The sequence below is a fragment of the Vibrio sp. SCSIO 43097 genome, from assembly GCF_023650755.1.
GTDB classification, from domain to species: domain Bacteria; phylum Pseudomonadota; class Gammaproteobacteria; order Enterobacterales; family Vibrionaceae; genus Vibrio; species Vibrio alginolyticus.
The window spans coordinates 2,301,389-2,326,235 of sequence record NZ_CP071840.1 but is presented as its reverse complement, the minus strand read 5'-3'; the positions used below and the strand labels follow the sequence as shown (position 1 = coordinate 2,326,235).

The window sequence follows — 24,847 nt, the reverse complement described above, 5'->3', positions numbered from 1 at the left end:
TGCGAGGCAGGCTTCGAAATACATAAGATAAGCCGAGACTGTAGGACGGCAGTCTCGGCTTATTAACGGAACTTAATGAGGAAGCGACGTTTATTCCTCTGGAATATCGTCCCTGACTTCGATCATTTCAGCAAGCTCTTCGAGTGCTTGGACAGAAAGCTCAGACAAGCGTTGTAGGTGTTGGTCTAAGCTCTCTTGTTCTTCAAGCTCTGGTTCATCATTATTTGTTTCTTTTATTAGCATTTCCCAACCTCTCAAGTTGAGTAAGGGGAGCTCTCATCATACTCAAAAGGCAAAGTAGAAAAGAAACGATCTATGTTGATTTTGTTAGCTCGATCATTGATTCAACTTATATATGAGAAGGATGTGTTTAATAAGGAGAGCAAGTGCAAGGTTTTTGGATGCGGGAACAAAAACGCCAGTAATCATGACAATTACTGGCGAGTAATAACGAACATTATGTCGGAGGGTTAGAACAACGGCTTCACACCGAACTGCTCTGCCGCGTAAGCGACGCGTTCAATCGGTTTTGGATACTCAGCAGGTGTGCCAAGGCTCTCTATGTGTTTCAAACGAGGAAGCAAGCCTGCACCATTAGCGATTTGGATAGCCAGACCAGGGCGAGCGTTAAGCTCTAAAACCATAGGTCCTTCATCTTTATCCAGCACCATATCCGTACCCATGTATCCCAAACCTGTCATTTCCCAGGCACTTGACGCAAGCTCCAGCAAGCGCTCCCAATGCGGTACTTGAAGGGTCGAAAGGTCTTTACCTGTATCAGGGTGATGAGTCACTGGATGATCGAACTGCACCGCTCTGACGGCTTTACCTGTCGCGATGTCAATGCCTACTCCTACCGCACCTTGGTGAAGGTTTGCTTTGCCGTCGGAAGCCGCTGTAGAGCAGCGCATCATCGCCATAACTGGATAACCTTTAAATACGATGATCCGAACATCTGGTACGCCTTCATAACTGAAGCCATCAAAACAGTCATCAAACTTGATTAAGTTTTCAACCACAGCAACGTCATTTTTACCACCAAGAGAGAAAAGGCCAGCTAGCGCATTACTAATGTGACGCTCGACCTCATCCCTACCAATTGTAGAGCCGGAGGGTTTGGTATATACCCCGTTTTTGTGAGACGTAACAACCAGAATGCCTTTACCGCCACTACCTTGTGCAGGTTTGATTACAAAACCAGGCCAGTTCTCAACCATTTTGTGGATAGTCTTAACTTCAGCTTGGTTATGAATGACACCGATCAGGGCAGGAACTGTTGCTCCTGCTGCCTGTGCAATAATTTTGGTCTTTAGCTTGTCATCGACAAGTGGGTATTTAGAACGATCATTGTAACGGCCAATATAGCTGTGGTTACGCTTGTTCATCCCCATAATGCCTTTATGGCGAAGCTTAGACGGCGAAGTAAAACTTTCGAACATCGTTTAGTCCTCCGCTAGTGGTTTGAAGCGTCGTAGCTCAGTGAGGCGGTAACCTGTGTAAGTACCTAGTAATAGAATACCGGCCAGAACAATCAACTGTAGACCAATGAAGTTAAAGGTTAAGTGTTGAATGTATGAGTTCGTCATTGCAAGATAAACTAATACCGCTGTCAGCAATGAACCACCACCTTGCAGAGCAACTTCCTTCGCACCTTCTTCTTCCCATAGGATTGACATACGTTCAATCGTCCAAGACAAGATGATCATAGGGAAGAAGGTAATTGTTAGGCCTTCCGTTAAGCCCATCTTAAACGCAACAACGGTGAACACCGAGATGATCATGATAACGGTAATAATGACCGCAGATATCCTTGCTACCAGCAATAAGTTCAACCTAGACAAATAGCTTCGAATAATCAGGCCTGTACCTACAATTAGCAAGAAACCGACAATACCCGTTAATAGTTGAGTTTGAACAAAAGCAACGGCAATCAACACAGGCATGAAGGTACCGGATGTTTTCAGGCCGATAATCACACGCAAGAACACAACGATCAGAGCACCGATAGGGATGAGCATAATGGTTTTGAACATCGCTTGCTCTTCCAAAGGTAGGCTATGAATTGAAATATTCAGTAATCCATCTGCTTCTATTTTGTTGTTTGTAGCTTGTTGTGGTGTCATTTCTTGCTTAATCATCGAGAAATGCACTTGGCTATTTTTACCACCAACAAGGTCAAGCAAGGATACGTTTGATTCATCCCACACTAACAAGTTGGGTTTCACTGCTTTTTGTTCGGATTTTGGCGAAAACAGTACCCAATCTTTACCTGACCAAACCTGAACCATTGGTTGAATTGTTTGGCGTCGACGACCATCTTCTAGTTCGATAACACCGACGGTTTTGCTCTGTATACCTGCGGTAAGCAAAATGTTATGTAGTGCATCAGTACGGCTGAAATCGTTCAGTAGTAGCGACGAGTTTTGGCTATCTGGGTCATTAAGCGCTTTGATAAGCTCACGAGTAAACGTCACATTATCGGCTGAGCGACTCATCGCACGTTCGATAAGGGCATTTGCCGCTGCTGCTTGTGGTGCTGATAGCGTTGGTGGCGTAATGTCTTCCGTTGGCGGTAAAGGAGTGACTTTAGCCTGAGGGTCTACTAAGAACTGGGCTTTGTAGTATATGGTTTGTGGCCCTTGAGCTTGGCGAATTGACCATTCTGCACGACGGCCTGAATCGTCATTGATGTAGGAAACGCCATAACCTGATGAGGAAGCAGATTCACCTATAAGTGTGTAACCACTTTGCGTATGAGGTGCTGCAAGTGACGCTTTTACTTCGTTGCCGTTAGCATTGAACTCAATACGAGCTTCTACATCCCACACCTGGCGAGTTTCGCCTGGCGTCCAAGGCACGCCGTAGTTTTCATGTCTGAAAACACTCAGAGCAATGCCCGCAATCACCAATAAGATGATAGAAAGGTAAAACGGTATTTTTGACGTCATAATCTACCTTATTATTTTTTATCTTCGTCCGTTTGGATATAGGTACGACTTACATCGACAAGTGCTATGTCGCGCATAAATTCTCTACCCAGTAAAATAGGATGGTTCATATGTGAGCGATCTGCCAACGTAAATTGCGCTTTTTCATGAATTTTTCCAACGCGCACCCAAAGTTCTACCACAGCGCGGCGTTCTAACTCTTCACTGGTAACCTGGCGGATTTTGACGTAGCGAATGACAGGAGCTTCGATCCAAGTACTTTTCTCTTCTTCGGATTTACTGGTGTCTGCTAAGTGGAATCGGACCCATTTTTTACCATTTCTTTCGAACTCTTCAATATCAACGGCATTTAAAGACGACGTCGCGGCACCAGTGTCGATACGTGCATCAAAAGTTTGCTTAATCGACTCTACAGTGACCTTTTCGATAGAGCCAAGGACAATATCGTGAGTTGGGGTTGGTTCCACAGGAGCGGGAGATTGGACAATAATCGGCTCTTTCGGTTTTTTTACTTCTGCCATTGCTTCATCGCGAAATGTAAGAAGTTCAACCTGTAGTTTATCGACTTGTTCTTCAAGGCTGTCGATATAGTCCGATTGGTTGCTGAGCTGTAGCTCTAGGTTGGTAATGCGATTATTGACATTCGCTTCTGAATTTTGAATCGCCGCTAACGTTTCTTGGTGGTACTGTTCGCCTTTGGTTAGTGAGCATCCAGATAGTAAGGCGATGGCAACAATCGGGGTCAATCGTAATAACATTGAAAACCTTGGGATTGGATTAAGTTGTTTATTTTTTAGGAGTTTAGCTTATATCGATAAAGCCTCACAAGTAAGAATGTTTCTCTATTACTTATTGTTTGAGGAATAGTGATGAAAAGCCAAAAATCAAGGACATAAAAGCGCATCCTTATTTAGAGCGTGCTTATATTTTGACGTGAAAAATGGATTCAAAAAACAAACTCGCTCATTACGAGGAAAGAGGGTAATGTCTTAACTCGTAAAATGAGTTAAGACAATGTCAGGAATCTCAGCGAATTATGATTTGCGAGCGACAAGAACCGCGCGGCGAGGGGCAGGATAGCCTTCTACAGTTTTGCTTGGGTCGTTCGGATCTAAGTAGTCAGGTAGAGAGTTATGCGTCATCCAATCTGTGGTACGTTGTTCGTCTACGGACGTGATGTTTTCATCAACGATACGAACATCTTCAAAACCGACCAATTCTAGCCACACTTTTAGGGCTTTTGCTGAAGGGAAGAAATAGACATTACGCATTTGCGCGTAACGAGAAGTCGGGACCAGTACTGCATTCTCATCACCTTCAATCACGAGTGTTTCCAATACGAGTTCACCTCCAGATACCAATTGATCTTTTAGTTGCACTAAATGATCGAGAGGCGAGCGGCGATGGTAAAGCACGCCCATGCTGAATACCGTATCGAACGCTTCCAACTTAGGTAGTTGTTCAATGCCCAATGGCAGTAGGTGTGCACGTTGGTCATCGCCCATTAGTTTACGAATTGCTTCGAACTGAATCAGGAACAGGTGAGATGGATCGATACCGACAGTTAAGCGTGCACCTTCGCCTAGCATGCGCCACATGTGGTAGCCGTTACCACAACCTACATCGAGTACGCTGCGATTCTTTAATGGAGAAATATGTGGAAGCACGCGGTCCCATTTCCAATCACTGCGCCACTCAGTATCAATATGGATGCCGTGTACGTTGTATGGGCCTTTGCGCCAAGGATGGAATGTACGAAGTAAGCTTTCTAGCTTTTTAAGTTCCCCTTGAGGCATGGGCTCATTGTTTGAAATCGTGACAGAATCAACAATGTCGATGTTGTCCGGTCTACCCGCTGGGATTTTGTTCAGGGCTTTCAACCAGCGACCAAAGTCACCGTGCTCTGCATTTTGCCAATCCGTTAGCTGTTGTGGAAGCACATTAAGCCAAGGTTGAAGACGGGTGTCTTGGGCAATCAATTGGTAGAAATTTGCAAAGTTAAACATAGTTAGTTAATCGCTGAGTTGATGGGTATAAATTATTAACAAAAGCCGAAATCGGTATGGTTCAGGCTTGGTATGCATGGTCTATTTAATCGCGAACATGGAGCCGAAGTTAAAGCATTGGAACCAAACGTCATAGCTAGAAAAGCCAATTTTAGCGAAACGCTCTTTATGTTCTTTCTTTGAATCTGGGCGCATTACGTTTTCTATCGCGCTGCGCTTTTGGCTGATTTCTAGTTCGCTATAACCATTCGCACGTTTAAAGTCGTGGTGAAGGTCAATTAACAGCTCGTTCGACACTTCATCTTCAAACACGAACTTTTCAGACAGAATCAAAATACCGCCCGGAAGCAGACCCGCGTAGATTTTCTCTAGTAGAGCATAGCGGTCTTCTGGAGAAAGGAACTGCAGTGTGAAGTTCAATACCACAACGGATGCGTTTTCAATTTCGATATTGCGAATGTCTGCTTCTACTACATCCACAGGAGTGTCACTGCGGTAAGCGTTGACGTGAAGTTTACAACGCTCAACCATTGCAGGAGAGTTGTCCACTGCGATGATTTGGCAACCTTCTTGTTTGATATGGCGACGCATAGACAATGTTGCAGCACCCAAAGAACAGCCAAGGTCATAGATGTTTGAGTGAGGTTTTACAAAACGCTCTGCCAGCATACCGATTGCAGAAATGATATTGCTGTAACCCGGTACCGATCGTTGAATCATGTCAGGAAATACTTCCGCTACGCGTTCATCGAACGTGAAATCCCCAATTTTATCGATTGGAGCCGAAAAAATAGTATCTGGATTGCTCTTAGGGTTCATAACTAAGTCTCTGCATACAAGCCGCCTGAAAATGTCAGGCACCAAAAAAGGCGCGTATTTTATGGGAATTTCGCGCCTCTGTCATGTGTTGCGTTAGAACATCTGTAACTGCGAGTTGCCATCGTCAGCTGGGAAAGGTGATAACTCAGGGAGTGTGATACGCTTTTGTATGTCTTTATATAGGTTTGCGGCCAACTCTGGCGCAATTATATTGTCTGCGGTATGGATCATGACATATGGCTGTTTACCTTCGGCAATCCATTGTGGCAACTTGTTGAGCCATGGTTTAAAAAACTCGTAATTTTGTTGTTCTTCTGGATGACCAATAAAGCGAATCAAAGGATGTGAAGCGGTAGCAATGGCGTGAACAGGGACTCGTGGTTTTTTCATTTGTGCATCAATAATCGCCTCATTGTCGGGCTTAGCGGCAAAGACTGGGCGGCTATCCATAATAATGCGGTCAATATTATTCTCTACTAACCATTGGTTAAGTGCTCGCTCTTCTTCGCCTTTGGAGAAAAATGCCATATGGCGAACCTCAACACCGAGAGGGAAGTTAGGTGGAAAGCTCGCGCAGAACTTTTTCAGTCGATCAAGGTGCTCAGGACCAAATGCGGCTGGTAATTGAATTGTCCATTGGCCTACACGGTCATGCAAAGGCTCCATGACTTTCATGAAGTCTCTCAGTTGTTCGCTGCAACCTCTTAGCATTTGCTCATGAGTAATGGCTTTAGGAAGTTTGAAAGTAAAGCGAAAATCATCGTGGGTTGCGGCTCTCCAGTTTTGCACTGTATTGAGCGTCGGTGTGGCATAAAATGTCGTGTTGCCTTCCACGGTATGAAACACTTGCGCATACCTTTCTAAACGTTCAGCGGGCTTTGTCCCGCTGCCGTAAAAACTTTGTTGCCATTGATTGTGCGACCACATCGTCAATCCAAGTCGAAGAGGTAAGTTATCCATTATTCTTTACTGCTTGCTACTCGTGTGAATACTTTTCGAGAGTTTTGCTGAAATAGGTAATTTCACGCTATAATCCTCCCCAATTTTTTCGCTTTGGTGCGCTTTTGAACATTTGTTGTACTAAAAAGCACCAGTGAATGATAAAACACACGTAATTGTATGTTGAGTAGTCGATTTTCGTGGACATTCAGCGTATAACTGAATCTTTACTCTGCTTAGCAATGAGGCTGACAGAGCGTAGTTAACAACATTTGAGAGATTGGGAATTTCATTATGCGTACCCATTACTGTGGTCACCTGAACAAGTCCCTTGCAGGACAAACTGTAGAACTTTGCGGCTGGGTTAACCGTCGTCGTGATTTAGGCGGTCTTATTTTTATTGATATGCGAGATCGCGAAGGTATCGTTCAGGTAGTTGTTGATCCAGATATGGCGGATGCGTATGAAGTGGCGAACACACTTCGTAATGAATTCTGTATCAAACTAACGGGTGAAGTGCGCGTTCGCCCAGAGAGCCAAGCAAACAAAGACATGGCAACAGGTGAAGTTGAGATCCTTGCGAAAGGTCTTGAAATCATCAACCGTTCTGATGTTCTGCCTCTAGACTTCAACCAAAAGAACTCTGAAGAGCAGCGCCTGAAGTACCGTTACCTAGATCTACGTCGTCCAGAAATGAGCGACCGCATCAAGCTACGAGCTAAAGCGTCTAGCTTTGTTCGTCGTTTCCTAGATGACAACGGTTTCCTAGACATCGAAACACCAGTCCTAACAAAAGCGACTCCAGAAGGCGCTCGTGACTACCTAGTACCTAGCCGTGTTCACAAAGGCAGCTTCTACGCGCTTCCTCAGTCTCCACAGCTATTCAAACAACTTCTAATGATGTCTGGTTTTGACCGTTACTACCAAATCGTTAAGTGTTTCCGTGATGAAGACTTGCGTGCTGACCGTCAACCAGAATTCACTCAGATCGATATCGAAACGTCATTCATGACGGCTGACCAAGTTCGTGCAACGACTGAGAAAATGGTTCGTGAAATGTGGCAAGAGCTACTAAACGTTGACCTAGGTGAATTCCCAGTAATGCCGTTCAGCGAAGCGATTCGTCGTTTCGGTTCTGACAAGCCAGACCTACGTAACCCACTGGAACTAGTAGACGTTGCTGACCTAGTGAAAGACGTTGAGTTCAAAGTATTCTCAGGTCCAGCAAACGATGAAAAAGGCCGCGTTGCCGTTATTCGCGTTCCAGGTGGCGCTTCTCTGACTCGTAAGCAAATTGATGGCTACGGTGAATTCGTTGGCATCTACGGTGCGAAAGGTCTAGCTTGGATGAAGGTTAATGACCGTGCAGCGGGCATGGAAGGTATCCAATCTCCAGTCGCTAAGTTCCTAAATGAAGACGTGATCAACGGCATTCTAGATCGTACTCAAGCGGAATCTGGTGACATTATCCTATTTGGCGCTGATAAAGCGGGTATCGTTGCAGAAGCAATGGGTGCGCTACGTTTGAAACTAGGTAAAGACCTAGAGCTAACGGATGAGTCTGCATGGGCTCCACTATGGGTTGTTGACTTCCCAATGTTCGAAGAAGATGACGAAGGCAACCTACACGCGATGCACCACCCATTCACATCGCCTCTAGGTGTGACTGCAGAAGAGCTAAAAGCAAACCCTGCTGCGGCAAATTCTAACGCTTACGATATGGTTCTAAATGGCTACGAAGTGGGCGGCGGCTCTGTTCGTATCCACAACGCAGATATGCAAGAAGCCGTATTTGATATTCTAGGTATCACACCTGAAGAGCAACAGCTTAAGTTCGGCTTCCTGCTTGATGCGCTGAAATTCGGTACGCCTCCACATGCTGGTCTTGCATTTGGTCTAGACCGTCTAGTAATGCTGCTATGTGGCACAGAGAACATCCGTGATGTTATCGCGTTCCCTAAAACAACAGCAGCGGCGTGTCTACTAACAGACGCACCAAGTATTGCGAACCCAGCAGCGCTAGAAGAGCTAGCAATCGCAGTAACTGCAGCGAAAGAAAAAGACGCAGAATAAGCGCACAACATTTGAAGAAAACTCCCGCAACTGCGGGAGTTTTTGTTTAAATAAACCCAAGAAACTTCCAAAGCAATTTCCCAAGCAACGCTTTTTAGAACATGTTTTTGTTATTAAGCGTCAAAATACATTAAAAGGTGAATTATGGCTGGTCATAGTAAATGGGCGAATATTCGTCACCGTAAAGCAGCGCAAGATGCGAAGCGCGGCAAAATCTTTACTAAATTAATTCGTGAAATCGTTGTTGCGGCAAAAGAGGGGGGCGGTGAGCCAGAAAATAACCCACGTTTGCGAGCAGCAATTGATAAAGCACTGTCTAACAACATGACACGTGACACTGTCAACCGCGCTGTCAGCCGAGGTGCTGGTGGTGAAGGCGACGACAACATGGAAACCGTGATCTATGAAGGTTATGGTCCAGGTGGTACGGCGGTCATGGTCGAATGTATGACGGATAACCGAAATCGTACGGTATCTGGCGTGCGCCATGCATTCTCAAAGTCAGGCGGTAATCTGGGGACGGATGGTAGCGTCAACTATCTTTTCGACAAGAAAGGCGTGATTTCATATGGCCCAGGTTTAGATGAGGATGCGGTAATGGAAGTAGCATTAGAAAGTGGTGCTGATGACATTGAAACGGCAGAAGATGGCTCGATTGATGTCTACACGGCCCCAGGCGATTTTGGACTCGTAAAAGATGCTCTTGATGCCGCAGGGTTTGAGGCAGAGAACGCGGAGGTGTCGCTGATCCCATCTACGAAAGCAGATTTGGACGCGGATACTGCGCCAAAACTACTTCGTTTGATTGACGCTTTGGAAGATCTGGACGACGTTCAAGAGGTTTATCACAATGGTGATATCTCTGACGACGTTGCGGCTACGCTAGATTAAACTCAAGGTGTCGGGAGCGGTATTTGCTCCGAAGTTAGCAAGTAATAATAAAAAGACTGAGGCCGAATTAGGCCTCATTTTTAGGAACATTCATGTCAATTATTTTGGGCATTGACCCAGGTTCGCGCATTACCGGCTATGGGGTCATTCGTCAAAATGGACGCCACTTGCAATACCTTGGTAGTGGCTGCATTCGTACTTCAGAAAAAGAACTTCCGGGTCGGCTTAAACAGATTTATGCAGGCGTCACGGAAATCATTACCCAGTTTCAACCGGACGTTTTCGCGATCGAGCAAGTGTTTATGGCCAAAAACGCGGATTCAGCGCTAAAACTTGGCCAAGCTCGTGGCAGTGCAATTGTTGCTGCGGTGAATGCGGAGTTGCCGGTATTTGAATACGCGGCTCGTCTTATTAAGCAAGCTGTCGTAGGCACTGGTGGCGCGGACAAAGCGCAAGTTCAGCATATGGTTCAGCAGATGCTTAAATTGCCCGCCAAGCCTCAAGCGGATGCGGCCGATGCTTTAGGTGTGGCGATTTGTCATGCCAATACTAACAAGACTCTCGTTGCCTTAGCGGGCAAAGCAACCAGTGCCAGAAAAGGGCGCTATCGATAAAATTAACTGGATGTCTATCCAGTTCTTTATTATCCTGTCGCAAATTCATTTCCAAAGAGTATTTATAGTGATTGGACGTCTTCGTGGCATACTGATTGAAAAGCAACCACCTGAAGTATTAATTGAAGTTAATGGCATTGGCTATGAAGTCCAGATGCCAATGAGCTGTTTTTACGAACTGCCAAATGTTGGCGAAGAAGCCATTATTTATACTCACTTTGTTGTCCGTGAAGATGCGCAATTGCTATATGGTTTCAACACGGTAAAAGAACGAGCACTTTTCCGTGAAGTGATCAAAGCCAATGGCGTTGGTCCTAAACTCGGTCTTGGTATTCTCTCTGGTATGACAGCAACGCAATTTGTTACTTGTGTGGAACATGAAGACGTTTCTACGCTGGTTAAGCTTCCAGGCGTTGGCAAGAAAACCGCAGAGCGATTGGTTGTTGAAATGAAAGACCGCTTGAAAGGGTGGGGCGCAGGCGATCTATTTACACCATTTACGGATGCTGCTCCTGCGGATTCTAGTGCGACATCCAACAACGCGGAAGAAGAGGCAATCAGTGCGCTTCTAGCTCTAGGTTACAAGCCGACTCAAGCGTCGAAAGTGGTATCTCAGATCGCTAAACCGGACATGAGCAGTGAGCAAATGATCCGTGAAGCTCTAAAATCAATGGTGTAACGCTGGTTGCACAGTGAACATTTGTTCAAGATAACTCATTCTCTAAGGTTAACGCCAATCGCTTAACGATGTTTTTTTGTGTCATTTCAGCGAGCCTGGCGAGACTGGGAATCTAATAGCAGCACGCTGAGCGGTTAATGAAACAATTTGACCATAAATCGCTCGGATAGAAGATCCTGTATCACGCTCCTTCGTCGCTGTACAGGATGACGAGATATAGAAATATGCCACTTGCTGTTAAACGAGCGGCATTATTCTCTCAGGTAACCATTTTTCAAGGTAAAAAGATGATTGAAGCCGATCGTTTAATCGCGCCAGAAAACCCTGCCTTTCGTGATGAAGATGTCATTGATCGTGCTATTCGGCCAAAAAAATTAGCGGATTACCAAGGTCAGGACCATGTCCGTGACCAAATGGAGATCTTCATTAAAGCTGCTCAGTTACGTAGCGAAGCACTTGATCACCTTTTGATTTTTGGTCCCCCAGGTTTGGGTAAAACCACACTTGCGAATATCGTTGCCAATGAAATGGAAGTGAACATTCGCACTACTTCAGGCCCTGTACTTGAGAAAGCAGGCGATTTGGCCGCGCTGTTAACCAACCTTGAAGAAAACGATGTGTTGTTCATCGATGAGATTCACCGCTTGAGTCCGATGGTTGAAGAGGTGCTATATCCGGCGATGGAAGATTATCAACTGGATATTATGATCGGTGAAGGTCCGGCCGCTCGTTCTATTAAGATCGATTTACCACCGTTTACGTTAATTGGTGCGACGACCCGAGCGGGCTCTTTGACGTCACCATTGCGCGACCGCTTTGGTATTACTCAGCGCCTTGAGTTTTATAAGATAAAAGACCTCCAAGATATCGTGCAGCGAAGCGCGGATTGTTTAGGTTTATCAATGGAACCTGAAGGTGCATTGGAAGTGGCAAGACGTGCGCGTGGCACACCACGTATTGCTAACCGTTTGCTACGCCGTGTTCGTGATTATGCGGAAGTAAAAGGCAATGGTCACATTTGCGCCGATGTTGCCGATAAGGCGTTGAATATGCTTGATGTGGACGCCGAAGGCTTCGATTACATGGACCGTAAGCTACTACTCGCGATTATGGAAAAATTTGGTGGTGGTCCGGTCGGGCTCGACAACATGGCAGCGGCAATAGGTGAAGAAAAGGACACTATTGAAGACGTTCTTGAGCCTTATCTTATTCAGCAAGGTTATTTACAACGCACTCCGCGTGGAAGAATCGCGACAGATCGTGCGTATTTGCATTTCGGAATTGAAAAATAAGATTCCCTCGCTGGGCCTTTGTTGCCCAGCGCTTCATTAAAGTTGACCAAACTCACATTTTTTGAATTTTTTCTCATACTGGTTTAGTAAGTAAAAAGCATTGATTGTTAACTCGATGTTTGCTTGCAACTGGTTAATTTCTCTCCTGATTACTCTCTCTTAACATCCGTATCCAATACTGGTTGATCTAGATCAATGTGATGGATTTTTGTGCAAATTCCGCGCATAAACATTGATGTATATCAAAGCGCGTTACGGCTATAAACCTTTTGAAACAATCTGTTTTTACAAGTAATATTAGCCCCAGCTATATTAGCTGATGCTTAACAATTAACTAACCAATGAAGCACATTTTTGCAACAATGAGTTGTGATAATTCAACATTTTTCAAGTGTAAATAACACCTGAATATGGATTGCAATATGTAGAGAGTGTCATTCAGCCGACACATAGGAGTTACCATGATTGACGTAGTTGATCTATCGCGGTTGCAGTTTGCACTGACAGCGATGTATCACTTCCTATTCGTACCATTGACCCTTGGTATGGCCTTCCTTCTGGCCATTATGGAATCGATGTACGTAATGACGAACAAGCAAATCTATAAGGACATGACCAAGTTCTGGGGTAAGCTATTCGGTATTAACTTTGCACTTGGTGTGGCGACAGGCCTTACCATGGAGTTCCAGTTTGGTACGAACTGGTCTTACTACTCCCACTATGTAGGTGATATCTTCGGTGCACCGCTAGCGATCGAAGCACTTGTCGCATTCTTCCTGGAGTCAACTTTTGTTGGTCTATTCTTCTTCGGGTGGGATCGTCTATCTAAACGCCAACACTTAGCGGTTACCTGGCTTGTGGCACTAGGCTCTAACTTCTCTGCTCTTTGGATTCTTATCGCAAACGGCTGGATGCAAAACCCAGTAGGCGCAGATTTCAACTTCGAAACCATGCGAATGGAAATGGTGAGCTTCTCTGAGGTTGTACTAAACCCAGTTGCTCAGGTTAAGTTCGTGCATACGGTTGCTTCTGGTTACACTTGTGGCGCAATGTTTATTCTAGGCATCAGTTCATACTACCTATTAAAAGGTCGTGACATTGCGTTTGCTCGTCGTTCGTTTGCTATTGCTGCTTCTTTCGGTATTGCAGCTATCTTATCTACCATCGTTCTTGGTGACGAATCTGGCTACGAGCTTGGTGAAGTTCAAAAAGTGAAACTCGCTGCAATTGAAGCAGAGTGGCACACTGAACCTGCACCTGCCGCATTTACGTTATTTGGTGTTCCTAACCAGGAAACGATGCATACCGATTACGCAATTAAGATCCCTTACGTAATGGGTATTATCGCGACACGTTCTTTTGATGAGCAAGTAACAGGTCTTCGTGATTTACGTGATGAACACGTCGATCGTATTCGTGACGGCATGTACGCTTATGAACTTCTAGAGAAGCTTCGTGCGGGCGATAAGTCAGAAGAAAACATGACTGCGTTTGATGAAGTGAAAGGTGACCTAGGTTACGGTCTACTTCTAAAACGCTACACAGACAATGTTGTTGATGCAACAGAAGAGCAAATCCAAGCTGCTGCGGACGACTCAATCCCAACAGTATGGCCGCTATTCTGGTCATTCCGTATCATGGTTGCTTGTGGCTTCATCATGTTGTTTGTCTTTGGTGCGGCGTTTATCCAAACGTGTCGTCAGAAGATTGAGCAGAAACAATGGATTCTAAAAGCTGCACTATTTAGCATTCCACTACCTTGGATTGCAATTGAAGCGGGTTGGTTCGTCGCTGAGTACGGCCGTCAACCTTGGGCTGTAGGTGAAATTTTACCAGTGCATGTTGCAGCTTCTGCACTAACTGCAGGTGAAATCTGGACTTCACTCTTCGCAATTCTGGCGCTATACACGGTATTCCTGATTGCAGAAGTTTACCTAATGTTGAAATTCGCTCGTAAAGGCCCAAGTAGCCTGAAAACGGGTCGCTACCACTTCGAGCAAAATGCTGACTCTGTTGAAGACAAAGTTAGTCGCCAAGTAGAAGCGTAAGGTAAGGAGATAACAAGATGTTTGATTACGAAATCTTGCGACTCATCTGGTGGGTACTAATCGGTGTTCTACTAGTTGGTTTTGCAGTAACAGACGGCTTCGATATGGGTGTAGGCGCGCTTGTACCTATCATCGGTAAAAACGACACGCAACGCCGTGTCATGATTAACTCAATTGCTCCTCACTGGGATGGTAACCAAGTTTGGCTTATCACTGCTGGTGGTGCACTGTTCGCAGCTTGGCCTTTGGTTTACGCAACGTCATTTTCAGGCTTCTACTTAGCGATGATTTTGACACTAGCAGCGCTATGGCTTCGTCCTCTGGGCCTAGACTACCGCTCTAAAATCGAAGATCCAAAATGGCGCAATAGCTGGGATATCTGTATCTCAATCAGTGGTTTTGTTCCGCCAATCATCTTTGGTGTAGCGTTTGGCAACCTTCTACAAGGTGTACCATTCCAGTTGAGTGAGTTCTTGATGCCAACATACCATGGCTCATTCTTTGGTCTACTAAACCCATTTGCACTGTTGTGTGGTCTAGTAAGCTTGTTCATGATTTTGATGCAAGGTTCTACTTGGCTACAAATGAAAACAACAGGCGAAGTGCATGTGCGTGCGCGCAACGTTGCTCAGTTGGCTGGTTTACTGACGGTTGCTACGTTTGTAGCGGCTGGTTTCTGGATCCAAAATATCGATGGCTACGTCATTGTTGGCGGTATCGACACTAACGCAGCTTCTAACCCTCTAAACAAAGAGGTTATCCGTGAAGCTGGTGCGTGGATGAAGAATTTTGAAAACTACCCATTACTATGGGCTGCTCCTGTACTAGGTGTTGCAATGCCGCTTCTCGCTGTATTGGCATCTCGTCTTGAAAAATGTGCGATTTCGTTCATTACTTCAAGCTTGGGTGTTGCTGGTGTTATCTTTACTGCAGGTTTTGCGATGTTCCCATTCATCATGCCTTCAGACTTAATGCCAAGCCACAGCTTAACAATGTGGGATGCAACGTCATCTGAGCTGACTCTGAACCTAATGACAGGCGTTGCGTTTGTTATGGTGCCAATCATCCTTGGCTACACATCTTGGACTTACTACAAGATGTTTGGTCGCCTTGATGACCAGTACATTGAAGACAACAAAAACTCACTTTACTAAGGAGCATTTACTATGTGGTATTTCGCATGGATTCTAGGTGTACTACTTGCTTGTGCATTCGGTATCATCAACGCTCTTTGGCTAGAGCACTCAGAAATGATGGATAAAGACAGTGAGTAACCTCGCTGATAAGGTAGCGAAACTTCACGCACCAATGGATAAGACTCTGCTACGAGTCTTATCTCTCATCCTTGGCTTTATGCACGTAGGATTGGTGATGTGGGACCCTGAAGCTTACCATCAAGCAATTGGTGGTTTTAACTCAATCATCGCACCAGCACTGATTTGGTCTGTATGTTCAAGCATGGTGTATGGGGTGGGCTTCAAGCCAAGAAACTGGTACTGGCAAGTTTTGTTTAGTCCTTATTTCTCGTTAGCTATCTTAATTTATCTAACGGCACTTTATTTCATTTAGGCTGAAATATGCTGTAATAAAGTCGGTTACTAAATCATCGAATAAAAGCTAGGTATCTCGCCTAGCTTTTATTTTTTCTACAAATTTCAAAAATATTTCCTTAGCTCGGTACCAATTGCTGTCGCTTCAGTTATAGTAATTACTTTAAAGAATTGAATATATTGGTACTCCCTTGCAAGGCACATCAAATCTCTTTCACTGGCCGATCACCGTGTACTATGAAGACACTGATGCGGGCGGTGTTGTATATCATTCTAATTATCTAAAATTCTTTGAGCGCGCACGGACAGAGATGTTACGTGCTAAAGGCATTTCTCAACATGTGTTACTGGAACAAAATATCGGCTTTGTTGTCCGACACATGGATATCGATTTCAACCAAGGGGCTAGGCTGGACGAGCATCTGACAGTCGTAACCCGAGTGTCAGAAATAAAACGTGCTTCTCTGCAATTCTGTCAAGAGTTGGTCAATGATCAAGGCAAGATATTGTGCAAGGCCTCGGTTAAGGTAGCATGTATCGATAATAAGAAAATGAAACCAATAGCTATTCCAACCTTTATAAATTCGGAGCTAACAAATAGTGACTGCTGATATTTCCATTTTAGATCTCTTTCTTCAGGCCAGTCTGTTGGTAAAGCTTGTGATGTTGACGTTGCTTGGCATGTCAATTGTGTCATGGGCAATGATCATCAAGCGCAGCAAAGTGCTTTCTCAAGCGTCAAAAAATGCAGAGCAGTTTGAAGACAAATTTTGGTCGGGTACTGATCTTTCTCAGCTTTACCAAAAAGTAAAAGCGCGTAAAGACGAAATTGAAGGCACAGAAGAAATCTTCTACGCAGGTTTTACAGAGTTTGCTCGCCTACGTAAGAGCAACGCAAATTCACCAGCTTACATCATGGAAGGCACTGGCCGCGCAATGCGCGTTGCTGTTTCTCGTGAAGTAGATGAGCTAGAAACAAGCTTACCGTTTTTGGCAACAGTCGGCTCTATAAGCCCTTATATCGGCCTATTTGGTACCGTTTGGGGCATCATGCACGCCTTTATTGCGCTGGGTGAAGTAAAGCAAGCTACGCTGTCTATGGTTGCACCGGGTATCGCCGAAGCACTTATCGCGACAGCGATGGGTCTATTTGCGGCTATTCCGGCAGTAATGGCGTACAACCGCCTAAGCAATAAAGTGAGTAAACTAGAGCACACTTACGCAACATTTTCTGAAGAATTCCACAGCATCCTTCATCGTCAAGCGATGGCTGGCCGAGACAGCGCGGATAAGGAATAAAGCATGGCGGGTTATCAACCTAAAAAGCGAAAAATGACAGCGGAGATCAACGTTGTTCCGTATATCGACGTAATGCTCGTACTGTTGATCATTTTTATGGCGACCGCTCCATTTGTGACTCAAGGCGTCGACGTTGATCTTCCGAAAACATCGACCGCAGAATCTATGCAAGACCTTGCTGGCGAGACTGACAGTAGCTTTATTATCATCGAAATTGATAGCGAGGGTAATTTAGGCCTAAGCGTAAATGATGAAGAAGTTCAGCGAGGTTTGTCGTTGCAAGATGTTATTGTGCGAGTGAAAGCGGAGCGAGAGGTTAAGCCGGACTCACCAGTTGCGGTAGGTGGCGACGCGGCAACACCATATGCCGATGTTGTTCTATTGCTTGATGAACTAAGTCGAGCTGGTATCCCTAAGGTAGGTCTAATGACCGATATCAGGGAATAGACATCAATTATCTATGAAAGATCACAAGAAGAAACCCAACCAATACGCCAAACCGATAGCAATATCGGTTGGTTTGCATGCAATTCTAGTTGCAGCCCTGCTTTGGGGGACGGACTTCAACATGTCTAAACCAGAGCCTACAGGGCAAATGGTTCAAGCTGTTGTCATCGATCCAAAACTTGTGCAGCAACAAGCGAAAGAAATTCGCCAGCAACGCGAAAAGGCAGCGAAAAAAGAACAAGAGCGTCTTGATAAACTGAGACGCGAAGCAGAGCAGCTAGAAAAAAACCGCAAAGCTGAAGAAGAGCAAATTCGCAAGTTGAAAGAGCAGCAAGCGAAAGATGCTCAAGCGGCGCGAGAAGCAGAAGCTGCACGTAAGAAAAAAGAGCAAGAGCGCAAGCAGGAAGAAGAACGTGTTCGCAAAGAAAAAGAGCGAGCTGCTAAGCTAGAAAAAGAGCGCAAGGAAAAAGAAGAAGCCGTGCGTAAAGCTGAGCAGGAGCGTTTAGCAAAAGAAGCGGCTATAGCAAAAGCTGAGCAAGAACGTTTGGCTCGTGAAAAAGCAGCAAAAGAAGCGGAAGAAAAAGCACGTCGTGAGCGTGAAGCTGCTGAAAAAGCTGAACAAGAGCGCATTGCAAAAGAGAAAGCGGCAAAAGAGGCAGCGGAGCGAGAGCGTAAAGCGAGAGAAGCAGCTGAGCGTGCCGAGCGTGAGCGTAAAGCTCAAGAAGCCGCGTTAGATGATATTTTTGCGGGTCTCGAGGATGAGGTCAGTAAAAACAGTGCTGCGCGCAATCAATTTATTGACGACGAACTTTCTCGTATGTCATCCATCTATACTCAAAATATTCAGCAAAAGCTGATTAAGGATGACTACTTGCTGGGAAAGGAGTGTAGGGTAAACATCAAATTGATTCCGACAGGAACTGATATGATGGTCTCTGGTGTTACCGTTTTGAGTGGCGATACTCGAGTATGTGCTGCGGCGAAGCGAGCAATAGCTCAGGTAGGGACGTTCCCTAAATCTTCAGAATCAGCGGTCAATGAAAGACTAAAAGACATCAACATAACTGTTGCTTTGGACTAAAAGGAATAAGACGTGATTAGACGCCTTTTACTAGGAATGTTTGTACTGTTTAGCAGTATGACAAATGTGGCGAATGCCGCATTAGAGTTGGTCATTACCGATGGTATTGATTCAGCACGACCAATTGCTGTTGTTCCGTTTAAGTGGGAGGGCACACAAGCGCTTCCAACGGATGTTTCTGCTGTTATCGCCTCGGATTTACAACGTAGTGGTAAATTCAGCCCAGTTCCAACGAGCAAAATGCCACAAACACCGTTCAGTGAATCAGAAGTTAATTTTGATGCTTGGACCAATTTAGGTGTGGATGCGCTATTGACTGGTTCAATCAAGCAAAACGACCAAGGTGACTACGTTATCAACTATCAACTTGTTGATATTGTGCGTGGTCAGTTAACAGGTGGGAAGAGTAAGGCGCTTGGTAGTGACGGTGAATTGGTTCTGTCAAAAGATCATGTGCTGTTCAATAAAGTAGCCACTGTTCAAGGGCCTCGTATGCGTGAGTACGCTCACCGTATCTCTGATTTGGTGTATGAACAGTTAACTGGCGACCGTGGCGCTTTCATGACTCGTATCGCATATGTGGTAGTGAACGATAAAGACCGTTTCCCTTACCAACTTCGAGTCGCTGATTACGATGGCTACAATGAGCGTCTGGTTTTACGTTCTAAGCAACCATTAATGTCACCAGCGTGGTCACCAGATGGTAAAAAGCTTGCGTATGTTAGCTTCCAAAATGGCCAAGCAGAAATCTTCATCATGAACATCTACACCGGTGAACGTGAGAAAATTACTTCATACCCACGTCACAATGGTGCGCCAAGATTTTCGCCAGATGGCAATAAGTTAGCGATTGTTCTTTCTAAAACAGGCTCGCTTCATGTTTATACGTTTGACCTTAACACTCGTAAGCTGACGCAAATTACGCGTGGCAGATCAAATAATACGGAACCGTTCTGGCATCCGGATGGAAAATCGTTGATTTTCACATCGGATAGGGGTGGTAAACCACAGATTTATCAAGTAAATTTGGGCAGCGGTTCTATTGACCGTTTGACTTGGCAAGGCAGCCAAAATTTGGGTGGTCAGATTACTCCTGATGGGCGATTCCTAGTTATGGTGAACCGCAGCAACGCAGGATTTAATTTGGCGAAACAAGATTTGGAAACTGGTGCTCTTCAAGTCTTAACTAAGACCTTGCTTGATGAGTCTCCTAGTATTGCCCCAAACGGTGGCATGGTTGTGTATAGCTCGATTTACAACAAGAAAAACGTACTATCGATGGTGTCAATTGATGGTCGATTCAAGGCTAGATTACCGGCAACAAATGGGCGTGTTCGAGCGCCTGCATGGTCACCGTTTTTGTAGTAATAAGTTTGATTAATAAAGGAAAATAAGATGCAACTGAACAAGGTTCTAAAAGGGCTACTAATCGCGCTTCCTGTAATGGCTGTTACAGCGTGTAGTTCAAGCGACGACGCTGCTTCTAACACTGGTGCAGCAACAAACAACAATGGCGCAGTGGAAACAACAGTAGCTACGCCAATTGATCAAAGCGGTCAGTTGACAGAGCAAGAGCTAAAAGAGCAAGCGCTACGTGAAACTCAAACAATCTACTTTGCTTTTGACAACTCAACAATTGCAGCAGATTACGAAGAGATGCTAGCGGCTCACGCTTCTTACCTAAGCAAGAACCCAGCACTTAACGTAACTATCGAAGGTCACGCTGATGAGCGCGGTACACCTGAGTACAACATTGCTCTAGGTGAGCGTCGTGCACAAGCAGTAGCGAACTACCTACAAGCACTAGGTGTTCAAGCTGACCAAATCTCAATCGTTAGCTACGGTGAAGAGAAGCCACTTCTTCTAGGTCAATCAGATGAAGTTTACGCTAAGAACCGTCGCGCGGTTCTAGTATACTAATTCGAGGTAATCCTCATGTTCAGTAACACTAAGCGCGCTGTTGCGCTTACGTTACTGGCAAGTGCAGCGAACTTTGCGTTCGCTGCACCAGCTCCAGTATCCGATCTCAACAGCACATCATCCGTCTCTAAGAGCCGTTCATCTGAAACGGAAGTAGAACGTCTAGAACGTTTGCTACAAAATCGCAATCGCGTTCAGCTCCAAATGCAACAGCAAATTGACCAAATGTCACAAGAGATCAGTGAATTGCGTGGTCAATTAGAGCGAAATAGCTACGAAATGAAACAAATGTTGCAACGTCAACGTGAGTTGTTTGTCGAGCTGGATCGTGTTCGTGGAGAGATAAAATCCACACCTGCACAAGAAGCACAACCTGTGAAAACAGGTGGCCAGTACACTCCAAATGTTGATGAGCAAACGGCATATCAGAATGCAGTTGACCTCATTCTCAAAAAGCGTGATTACACTGGTGCAATTGCAGCGTTCCAGCAGTTCCAGAAAGATTATCCTGATTCTACATATTCAGCGAATTCTCACTACTGGTTAGGTCAGTTGTACTTCGCTAAAAAGCAGGATGAGGATGCAGTGAAAAGTTTTGCCGCTGTGGTGTCTTATAAGGACTCCAATAAGCGAGCCGATGCGTTGCTTAAGTTAGGCGAAATCGCTGAGCGTAATAACAATGCAGCTCAAGCGAAAAAGTACTACCAACAAGTGGTTGATGAATACCCAGGTAGTGCATCTGCAAAACTTGCCAGCTCTAAGCTGTAAGACGTTATGTTTTAAAAAGGAAGCTTCGGCTTCCTTTTTCTTTTCCATTTTCTGTTGGTGCAGAACGGCTAAGTCGATAGCAATGATGCAGAGCCTCTGACCTTATGTTGCACCGAATTTCGCTACTCGGAAATGCTACCTGTAACAAAGATATACGGCTAGACCGCTAGAAATCCCCGCGACAAGTTGGTTTTTGAAAATTAACGAGGTTACAATACTCGGATTAAAGGAAGTTGCGTAGAGCAAGAGCAATGAGCCATATATTAGATAAAATCGACACTGTTTACCCATTCCCACCGAAACCAGTTCCATTAAGCGAAGAAGAAAAAGCATCTTACATTGAGCGTATTAAAAAGTTACTCAAAGAAAAAGATGCGGTACTTATCGCGCACTACTATACCGACCCTGAGATTCAAGCCCTAGCTGAAGACACTGGCGGGTTTGTTGGTGACTCGTTGGAAATGGCGAAGTTTGGTAATCGTCACCCTGCAAGTACATTGATTATTGGTGGTGTTCGCTTTATGGGCGAGTCGGCCAAAATTCTGACACCAGAAAAGCGCATTCTAATGCCAACGTTGGAAGCGGAATGTTCGCTCGACCTTGGCTGTCCTGCGGATAAGTTCAGCGAGTTTTGTGATGCTCACCCTGATCATACGGTTGTAGTTTACGCAAACACCTCAGCAGCGGTTAAAGCCCGTGCCGACTGGGTCGTTACATCGAGTATTGCGCTTGAAATCGTGGAACACTTAGACGCTGAAGATAAGCCAATTATTTGGGGACCAGACCGTCACCTAGGATCGTACATCGCTAACAAAACTGGCGCAGATATGCTGCTTTGGCAGGGTGAGTGTGTGGTTCATGATGAGTTCTCTGCTGATGCGTTACGAAAAATGAAGAGCGTGTATCCAGATGCGGCTATTTTGGTTCACCCTGAGTCACCAGCAAGCGTCGTAGAACTTGCCGATGCCGTTGGATCAACGAGTCAGCTGATCAAAGCAGCGAAAGAGCTTCCTCACAAACAAATGATCGTTGCGACAGACAAAGGTATTTTCTTTAAAATGCAGCAACTAGTGCCAGAAAAAGAACTTATCGAAGCACCAACCGCAGGTGCAGGCGCAACATGCCGCAGCTGTGCACACTGTCCTTGGATGGCAATGAACGGTTTGAAAGCAATTGAGAAAGCGCTTAGTGAAGGTGGTAAAGAGCACGAGATTTTTGTTGACGAAGAACTGCGTGTTAAATCCCTTATACCACTTAACCGCATGCTAGATTTTGCTGAGCAGCTAAATATGCAAGTGAAAGGTAATGCTTAAAAAGTAGGCGTAACTGAAAGTAAATCTCAAAAACCAGTCGAATATGGCTGGTTTTTTTGTGTCTTACTATCAATGAGTTACTATTGATGCAATCAATGAATATCGAGGTCATAAATTTATGGCGGTGTGGTTAGTAGTTAAAAAGTGGCTTAGTTCACACCTTTTTAAATTGAGCAACCGAAGCCTTCTCATCTTTAGTGGCTTATATGTGAGCCTTTCATGGTGGCTGCTGGTTCTCGCTGGTGAAACAGCATTAACAGACAGTTTCGCTAACTTTATCTATTACCTCATGGTTACGGCGAGTACGGTGGGTTATGGCGACCATTCTCCAGTAACAGATTTGGGTAAATGGGTTGTCGTACTATTTGTAATCCCCGGCGGTTTGAGCTTATTCGCCGCATTATTGGGGCGTGTCGCTGGAGCCGCGATGGACTATTGGCGAGCGGGTATTTTAGGAAAACGGAGAGTAAGAGTGGAAAACCATATTGTATTGTTGGGCTGGAATGGATCGAGGACGATGCACCTTATTCGCATGTTACAACATGAAGAAGAGGGAAAGCGTCCGATTGTTTTATGCAGCCGTTCAGAAATAGAGAACCCGTTACCTGGCGAAATCAGTTTTATCAAAGTGACCAGTTATACCGATTCGCAAGAAATGAAAAACGCCAATATTGCCGAAGCCGCTTGCATTATTGTGGATAATCTCTCGGACGACATTACCTTGTCAGCCGCTCTATACTGCGCATCTGTAAACCCTTCCGCTCATTTGGTCGCTTACTTTAAAGATGAAGCGCTAGGCCGACTTCTAAGTCAGCATTGCCCGAAAGCGGAATGCATACCTGCTGTTGGCGCAGAAATGTTGGCAAAAGCGGCGGTTGACCCGGGCTCAAGTGCGCTTCATCAGGAGCTTTTGGCTTCAACACGAGGTATGACGCAATACTCAGTTATTTATCCCGAGGGTCAGTCTGCCACCACTATTGAGAATCTCTTCGTTTTTCTCAAAAGACGCCATCATGCCACGCTGATTGCTTTTGATATTGGCGATGGTATTCAACTCAACCCAGATTTAGATGCTGAAGTACCCGCGAGTACCAAGCTGTTTTACATTGCAGATGAACGTATTGAAGATTTTGCCTGGAAAGAAATGAACAAGGAACAATAATGCACATGATTGCCGGCCTGTTAGCAGGCTTCCCAAACTTTTTACTCTATTTCTCTGTTTCTATTATTTTTGTATTGGCGTTTAAGTTCATCTACGTCAAGTTGACGCCATACGATGAGTGGCATCTGATCAAAGAAAAACAAAATACAGCAGCAGCGATTGCGCTAAGTGGGGCCTTCCTTGGTTATTGTCTCGCGATTTCGGGGGCGGCAAAAAACTCGGTCAATATCGTCGATTTTATGGTGTGGGGCGTTGTTGCAATGCTTGCTCAAATTATCGCATTTGCAATTGTACGCTTTATTTTACTTCCGAAAGTGGCAGAGCGTATCGAAAAAGATGAACTGCCAGCCGGTATTGTATTAGCCGCAGTTTCTGTTTCGGTCGGCGTATTGAATGCCGCTTGCATGACTTACTAGGAGGAACGATGAAGCGGAGTTCTAACGTTAAACGTTCTTCCATGGACAAAAGCTTAAAGCTTGGGAAAATTCTTCCCTTTGCTGCCTTTGGTGGTATTTTCTTCTTTGCTACGTACGAGTCAAAAACAGAAGGGTACATTTTTTCTGATGCTGATGAGTGTAAATCTAACTCGCCTGAGTTTAGTGAACAGTGTGACATTGCATACCAAGAAGCTTTAGCTCGTGCCGAACAAAATGCCCCTCGCTACCGCAGCGAGTTCGAATGCGAGAATGATTTCTACGAGGATGATTGTTACTACAGTTCCAGTTCCCGAGCTTATGTACCTAACTTTGGCGGTTTTTTTTACAGTCGCTCATTAAGCGGGTTGAAAGGTTATAACAAGAGCTATTACTCAGAGCCGATGTACCGTTATAAATCCAAATTCTATAATGGAGCAGGACAATTCTTTGGCTCCTACCGAAATCAGCCGACCAAAGTTGCGACTAATAGCCTTAATAAACGTGGTGGCGGCACCATTGGCAGGGCGATGTCTCGAGGCGGGTTTGGTAAAGCGGTGTCGGTCAGTCGAGGCGGTTAAAAAG

At 45.0% G+C, this 24,847-nt stretch carries 27 protein-coding genes; 20 read left to right on the top strand and 7 right to left on the bottom strand.

The annotated features are described in order from the left end of the window. Positions 1-90 precede the first annotated feature (90 nt). The 7 genes from J4N40_RS11335 to J4N40_RS11305 form a co-directional block, all read right to left on the bottom strand. Complete coding sequence (locus J4N40_RS11335) at positions 91-243, bottom strand: hypothetical protein (RefSeq protein WP_005378381.1); 153 nt, start codon at positions 241-243, stop codon at positions 91-93. A gap of 227 nt (positions 244-470) precedes the next feature. Further along, positions 471-1,439 (bottom strand): alpha-L-glutamate ligase-like protein, encoded by a 969-nt coding sequence (locus tag J4N40_RS11330; RefSeq protein ID WP_005378387.1) that lies wholly within the window; start codon positions 1,437-1,439, stop codon positions 471-473. A gap of 3 nt (positions 1,440-1,442) precedes the next feature. Then, a complete protein-coding gene (locus J4N40_RS11325; protein ID WP_005378389.1) occupies positions 1,443-2,948 on the bottom strand; it encodes an inactive transglutaminase family protein in 1,506 nt (501 codons plus the stop codon). 11 nt (positions 2,949-2,959) lie between these two features. After that, the gene (locus J4N40_RS11320; protein WP_005378391.1) at positions 2,960-3,706 is read right to left on the bottom strand and encodes an ATP-dependent zinc protease family protein; all 747 of its coding nucleotides are present in this window, start codon (positions 3,704-3,706) and stop codon (positions 2,960-2,962) included. Between the two features lie 276 nt (positions 3,707-3,982). Continuing rightward, positions 3,983-4,954: a tRNA 5-methoxyuridine(34)/uridine 5-oxyacetic acid(34) synthase CmoB gene (gene cmoB, locus J4N40_RS11315; RefSeq protein ID WP_017820038.1), complete on the bottom strand. Its 972-nt coding sequence runs from the start codon at positions 4,952-4,954 to the stop codon at positions 3,983-3,985. A gap of 81 nt (positions 4,955-5,035) precedes the next feature. Further along, on the bottom strand, positions 5,036-5,773 hold the full coding sequence (cmoA, locus tag J4N40_RS11310; protein ID WP_005378398.1) for a carboxy-S-adenosyl-L-methionine synthase CmoA: 738 nt from the start codon (positions 5,771-5,773) through the stop codon (positions 5,036-5,038). 93 nt (positions 5,774-5,866) lie between these two features. Continuing rightward, a complete protein-coding gene (locus J4N40_RS11305) occupies positions 5,867-6,733 on the bottom strand; it encodes a DUF72 domain-containing protein (RefSeq protein WP_064367988.1) in 867 nt (288 codons plus the stop codon). A gap of 273 nt (positions 6,734-7,006) precedes the next feature. Here J4N40_RS11305 and aspS point away from each other — a divergent pair, with 273 nt between their 5' ends. The 20 genes from aspS (at position 7,007) to J4N40_RS11205 (ending at position 24,843) form a co-directional block, all read left to right on the top strand. Next, positions 7,007-8,785, top strand: coding sequence for an aspartate--tRNA ligase (gene aspS / locus J4N40_RS11300; RefSeq protein ID WP_005378401.1), 1,779 nt, complete (start codon positions 7,007-7,009; stop codon positions 8,783-8,785). Positions 8,786-8,929: 144 nt separating this feature from the next. Continuing rightward, entirely contained in the window at positions 8,930-9,676 is a 747-nt protein-coding gene (locus J4N40_RS11295) for a YebC/PmpR family DNA-binding transcriptional regulator (protein WP_005378402.1), read from the top strand. Between the two features lie 92 nt (positions 9,677-9,768). Further along, the gene (ruvC, locus tag J4N40_RS11290) at positions 9,769-10,290 is read left to right on the top strand and encodes a crossover junction endodeoxyribonuclease RuvC (RefSeq protein ID WP_005387909.1); all 522 of its coding nucleotides are present in this window, start codon (positions 9,769-9,771) and stop codon (positions 10,288-10,290) included. A gap of 67 nt (positions 10,291-10,357) precedes the next feature. Further along, entirely contained in the window at positions 10,358-10,969 is a 612-nt protein-coding gene (gene ruvA, locus J4N40_RS11285; RefSeq protein WP_017820041.1) for a Holliday junction branch migration protein RuvA, read from the top strand. A gap of 287 nt (positions 10,970-11,256) precedes the next feature. Then, positions 11,257-12,261, top strand: coding sequence for a Holliday junction branch migration DNA helicase RuvB (gene ruvB, locus J4N40_RS11280; RefSeq protein ID WP_005378312.1), 1,005 nt, complete (start codon positions 11,257-11,259; stop codon positions 12,259-12,261). A 461-nt stretch (positions 12,262-12,722) separates the two neighbouring features. After that, positions 12,723-14,309, top strand: a complete 1,587-nt coding sequence (gene cydA, locus J4N40_RS11275) for a cytochrome ubiquinol oxidase subunit I (protein ID WP_005378311.1) — start codon at positions 12,723-12,725, stop codon at positions 14,307-14,309. Positions 14,310-14,326: 17 nt separating this feature from the next. Then, entirely contained in the window at positions 14,327-15,463 is a 1,137-nt protein-coding gene (cydB, locus tag J4N40_RS11270) for a cytochrome d ubiquinol oxidase subunit II (protein ID WP_158173765.1), read from the top strand. Positions 15,464-15,475: 12 nt separating this feature from the next. After that, the gene (cydX, locus tag J4N40_RS11265; RefSeq protein ID WP_000270284.1) at positions 15,476-15,583 is read left to right on the top strand and encodes a cytochrome bd-I oxidase subunit CydX; all 108 of its coding nucleotides are present in this window, start codon (positions 15,476-15,478) and stop codon (positions 15,581-15,583) included. Next, positions 15,576-15,878, top strand: coding sequence for a cyd operon protein YbgE (gene ybgE / locus J4N40_RS11260; protein ID WP_005378304.1), 303 nt, complete (start codon positions 15,576-15,578; stop codon positions 15,876-15,878). The genes cydX and ybgE overlap by 8 nt, the downstream gene beginning before the upstream one ends. A gap of 172 nt (positions 15,879-16,050) precedes the next feature. Next, positions 16,051-16,470 carry a tol-pal system-associated acyl-CoA thioesterase gene (ybgC, locus tag J4N40_RS11255; RefSeq protein WP_017820044.1) on the top strand — a complete coding sequence of 140 codons (420 nt, stop codon included), beginning with the start codon at positions 16,051-16,053 and terminating at the stop codon, positions 16,468-16,470. Then, positions 16,460-17,158, top strand: coding sequence for a protein TolQ (gene tolQ, locus J4N40_RS11250; protein WP_005378301.1), 699 nt, complete (start codon positions 16,460-16,462; stop codon positions 17,156-17,158). The genes ybgC and tolQ overlap by 11 nt, the downstream gene beginning before the upstream one ends. 3 nt (positions 17,159-17,161) lie before the next feature. Further along, positions 17,162-17,605 (top strand): ExbD/TolR family protein, encoded by a 444-nt coding sequence (locus tag J4N40_RS11245; RefSeq protein ID WP_005378298.1) that lies wholly within the window; start codon positions 17,162-17,164, stop codon positions 17,603-17,605. A 13-nt stretch (positions 17,606-17,618) separates the two neighbouring features. Then, positions 17,619-18,686, top strand: a complete 1,068-nt coding sequence (tolA, locus tag J4N40_RS11240) for a cell envelope integrity protein TolA (protein WP_042522108.1) — start codon at positions 17,619-17,621, stop codon at positions 18,684-18,686. Positions 18,687-18,698: 12 nt separating this feature from the next. Then, positions 18,699-20,051 (top strand): Tol-Pal system beta propeller repeat protein TolB, encoded by a 1,353-nt coding sequence (tolB, locus tag J4N40_RS11235; protein ID WP_005387925.1) that lies wholly within the window; start codon positions 18,699-18,701, stop codon positions 20,049-20,051. 30 nt (positions 20,052-20,081) lie between these two features. Continuing rightward, positions 20,082-20,606 carry a peptidoglycan-associated lipoprotein Pal gene (pal, locus tag J4N40_RS11230; RefSeq protein WP_005378293.1) on the top strand — a complete coding sequence of 175 codons (525 nt, stop codon included), beginning with the start codon at positions 20,082-20,084 and terminating at the stop codon, positions 20,604-20,606. A 15-nt stretch (positions 20,607-20,621) separates the two neighbouring features. Continuing rightward, the gene (gene ybgF / locus J4N40_RS11225; protein WP_005378285.1) at positions 20,622-21,374 is read left to right on the top strand and encodes a tol-pal system protein YbgF; all 753 of its coding nucleotides are present in this window, start codon (positions 20,622-20,624) and stop codon (positions 21,372-21,374) included. 251 nt (positions 21,375-21,625) lie between these two features. Beyond that, a complete protein-coding gene (gene nadA / locus J4N40_RS11220) occupies positions 21,626-22,687 on the top strand; it encodes a quinolinate synthase NadA (RefSeq protein WP_017635054.1) in 1,062 nt (353 codons plus the stop codon). 118 nt (positions 22,688-22,805) lie between these two features. After that, entirely contained in the window at positions 22,806-23,849 is a 1,044-nt protein-coding gene (locus J4N40_RS11215; protein ID WP_017635053.1) for a potassium channel family protein, read from the top strand. Further along, positions 23,849-24,265, top strand: coding sequence for a DUF350 domain-containing protein (locus J4N40_RS11210; protein WP_005378281.1), 417 nt, complete (start codon positions 23,849-23,851; stop codon positions 24,263-24,265). The genes J4N40_RS11215 and J4N40_RS11210 overlap by 1 nt, the downstream gene beginning before the upstream one ends. An 8-nt stretch (positions 24,266-24,273) precedes the next feature. Further along, positions 24,274-24,843: a DUF1190 domain-containing protein gene (locus J4N40_RS11205; protein ID WP_025766906.1), complete on the top strand. Its 570-nt coding sequence runs from the start codon at positions 24,274-24,276 to the stop codon at positions 24,841-24,843. The last annotated feature ends 4 nt before the right edge of the window (positions 24,844-24,847 follow it).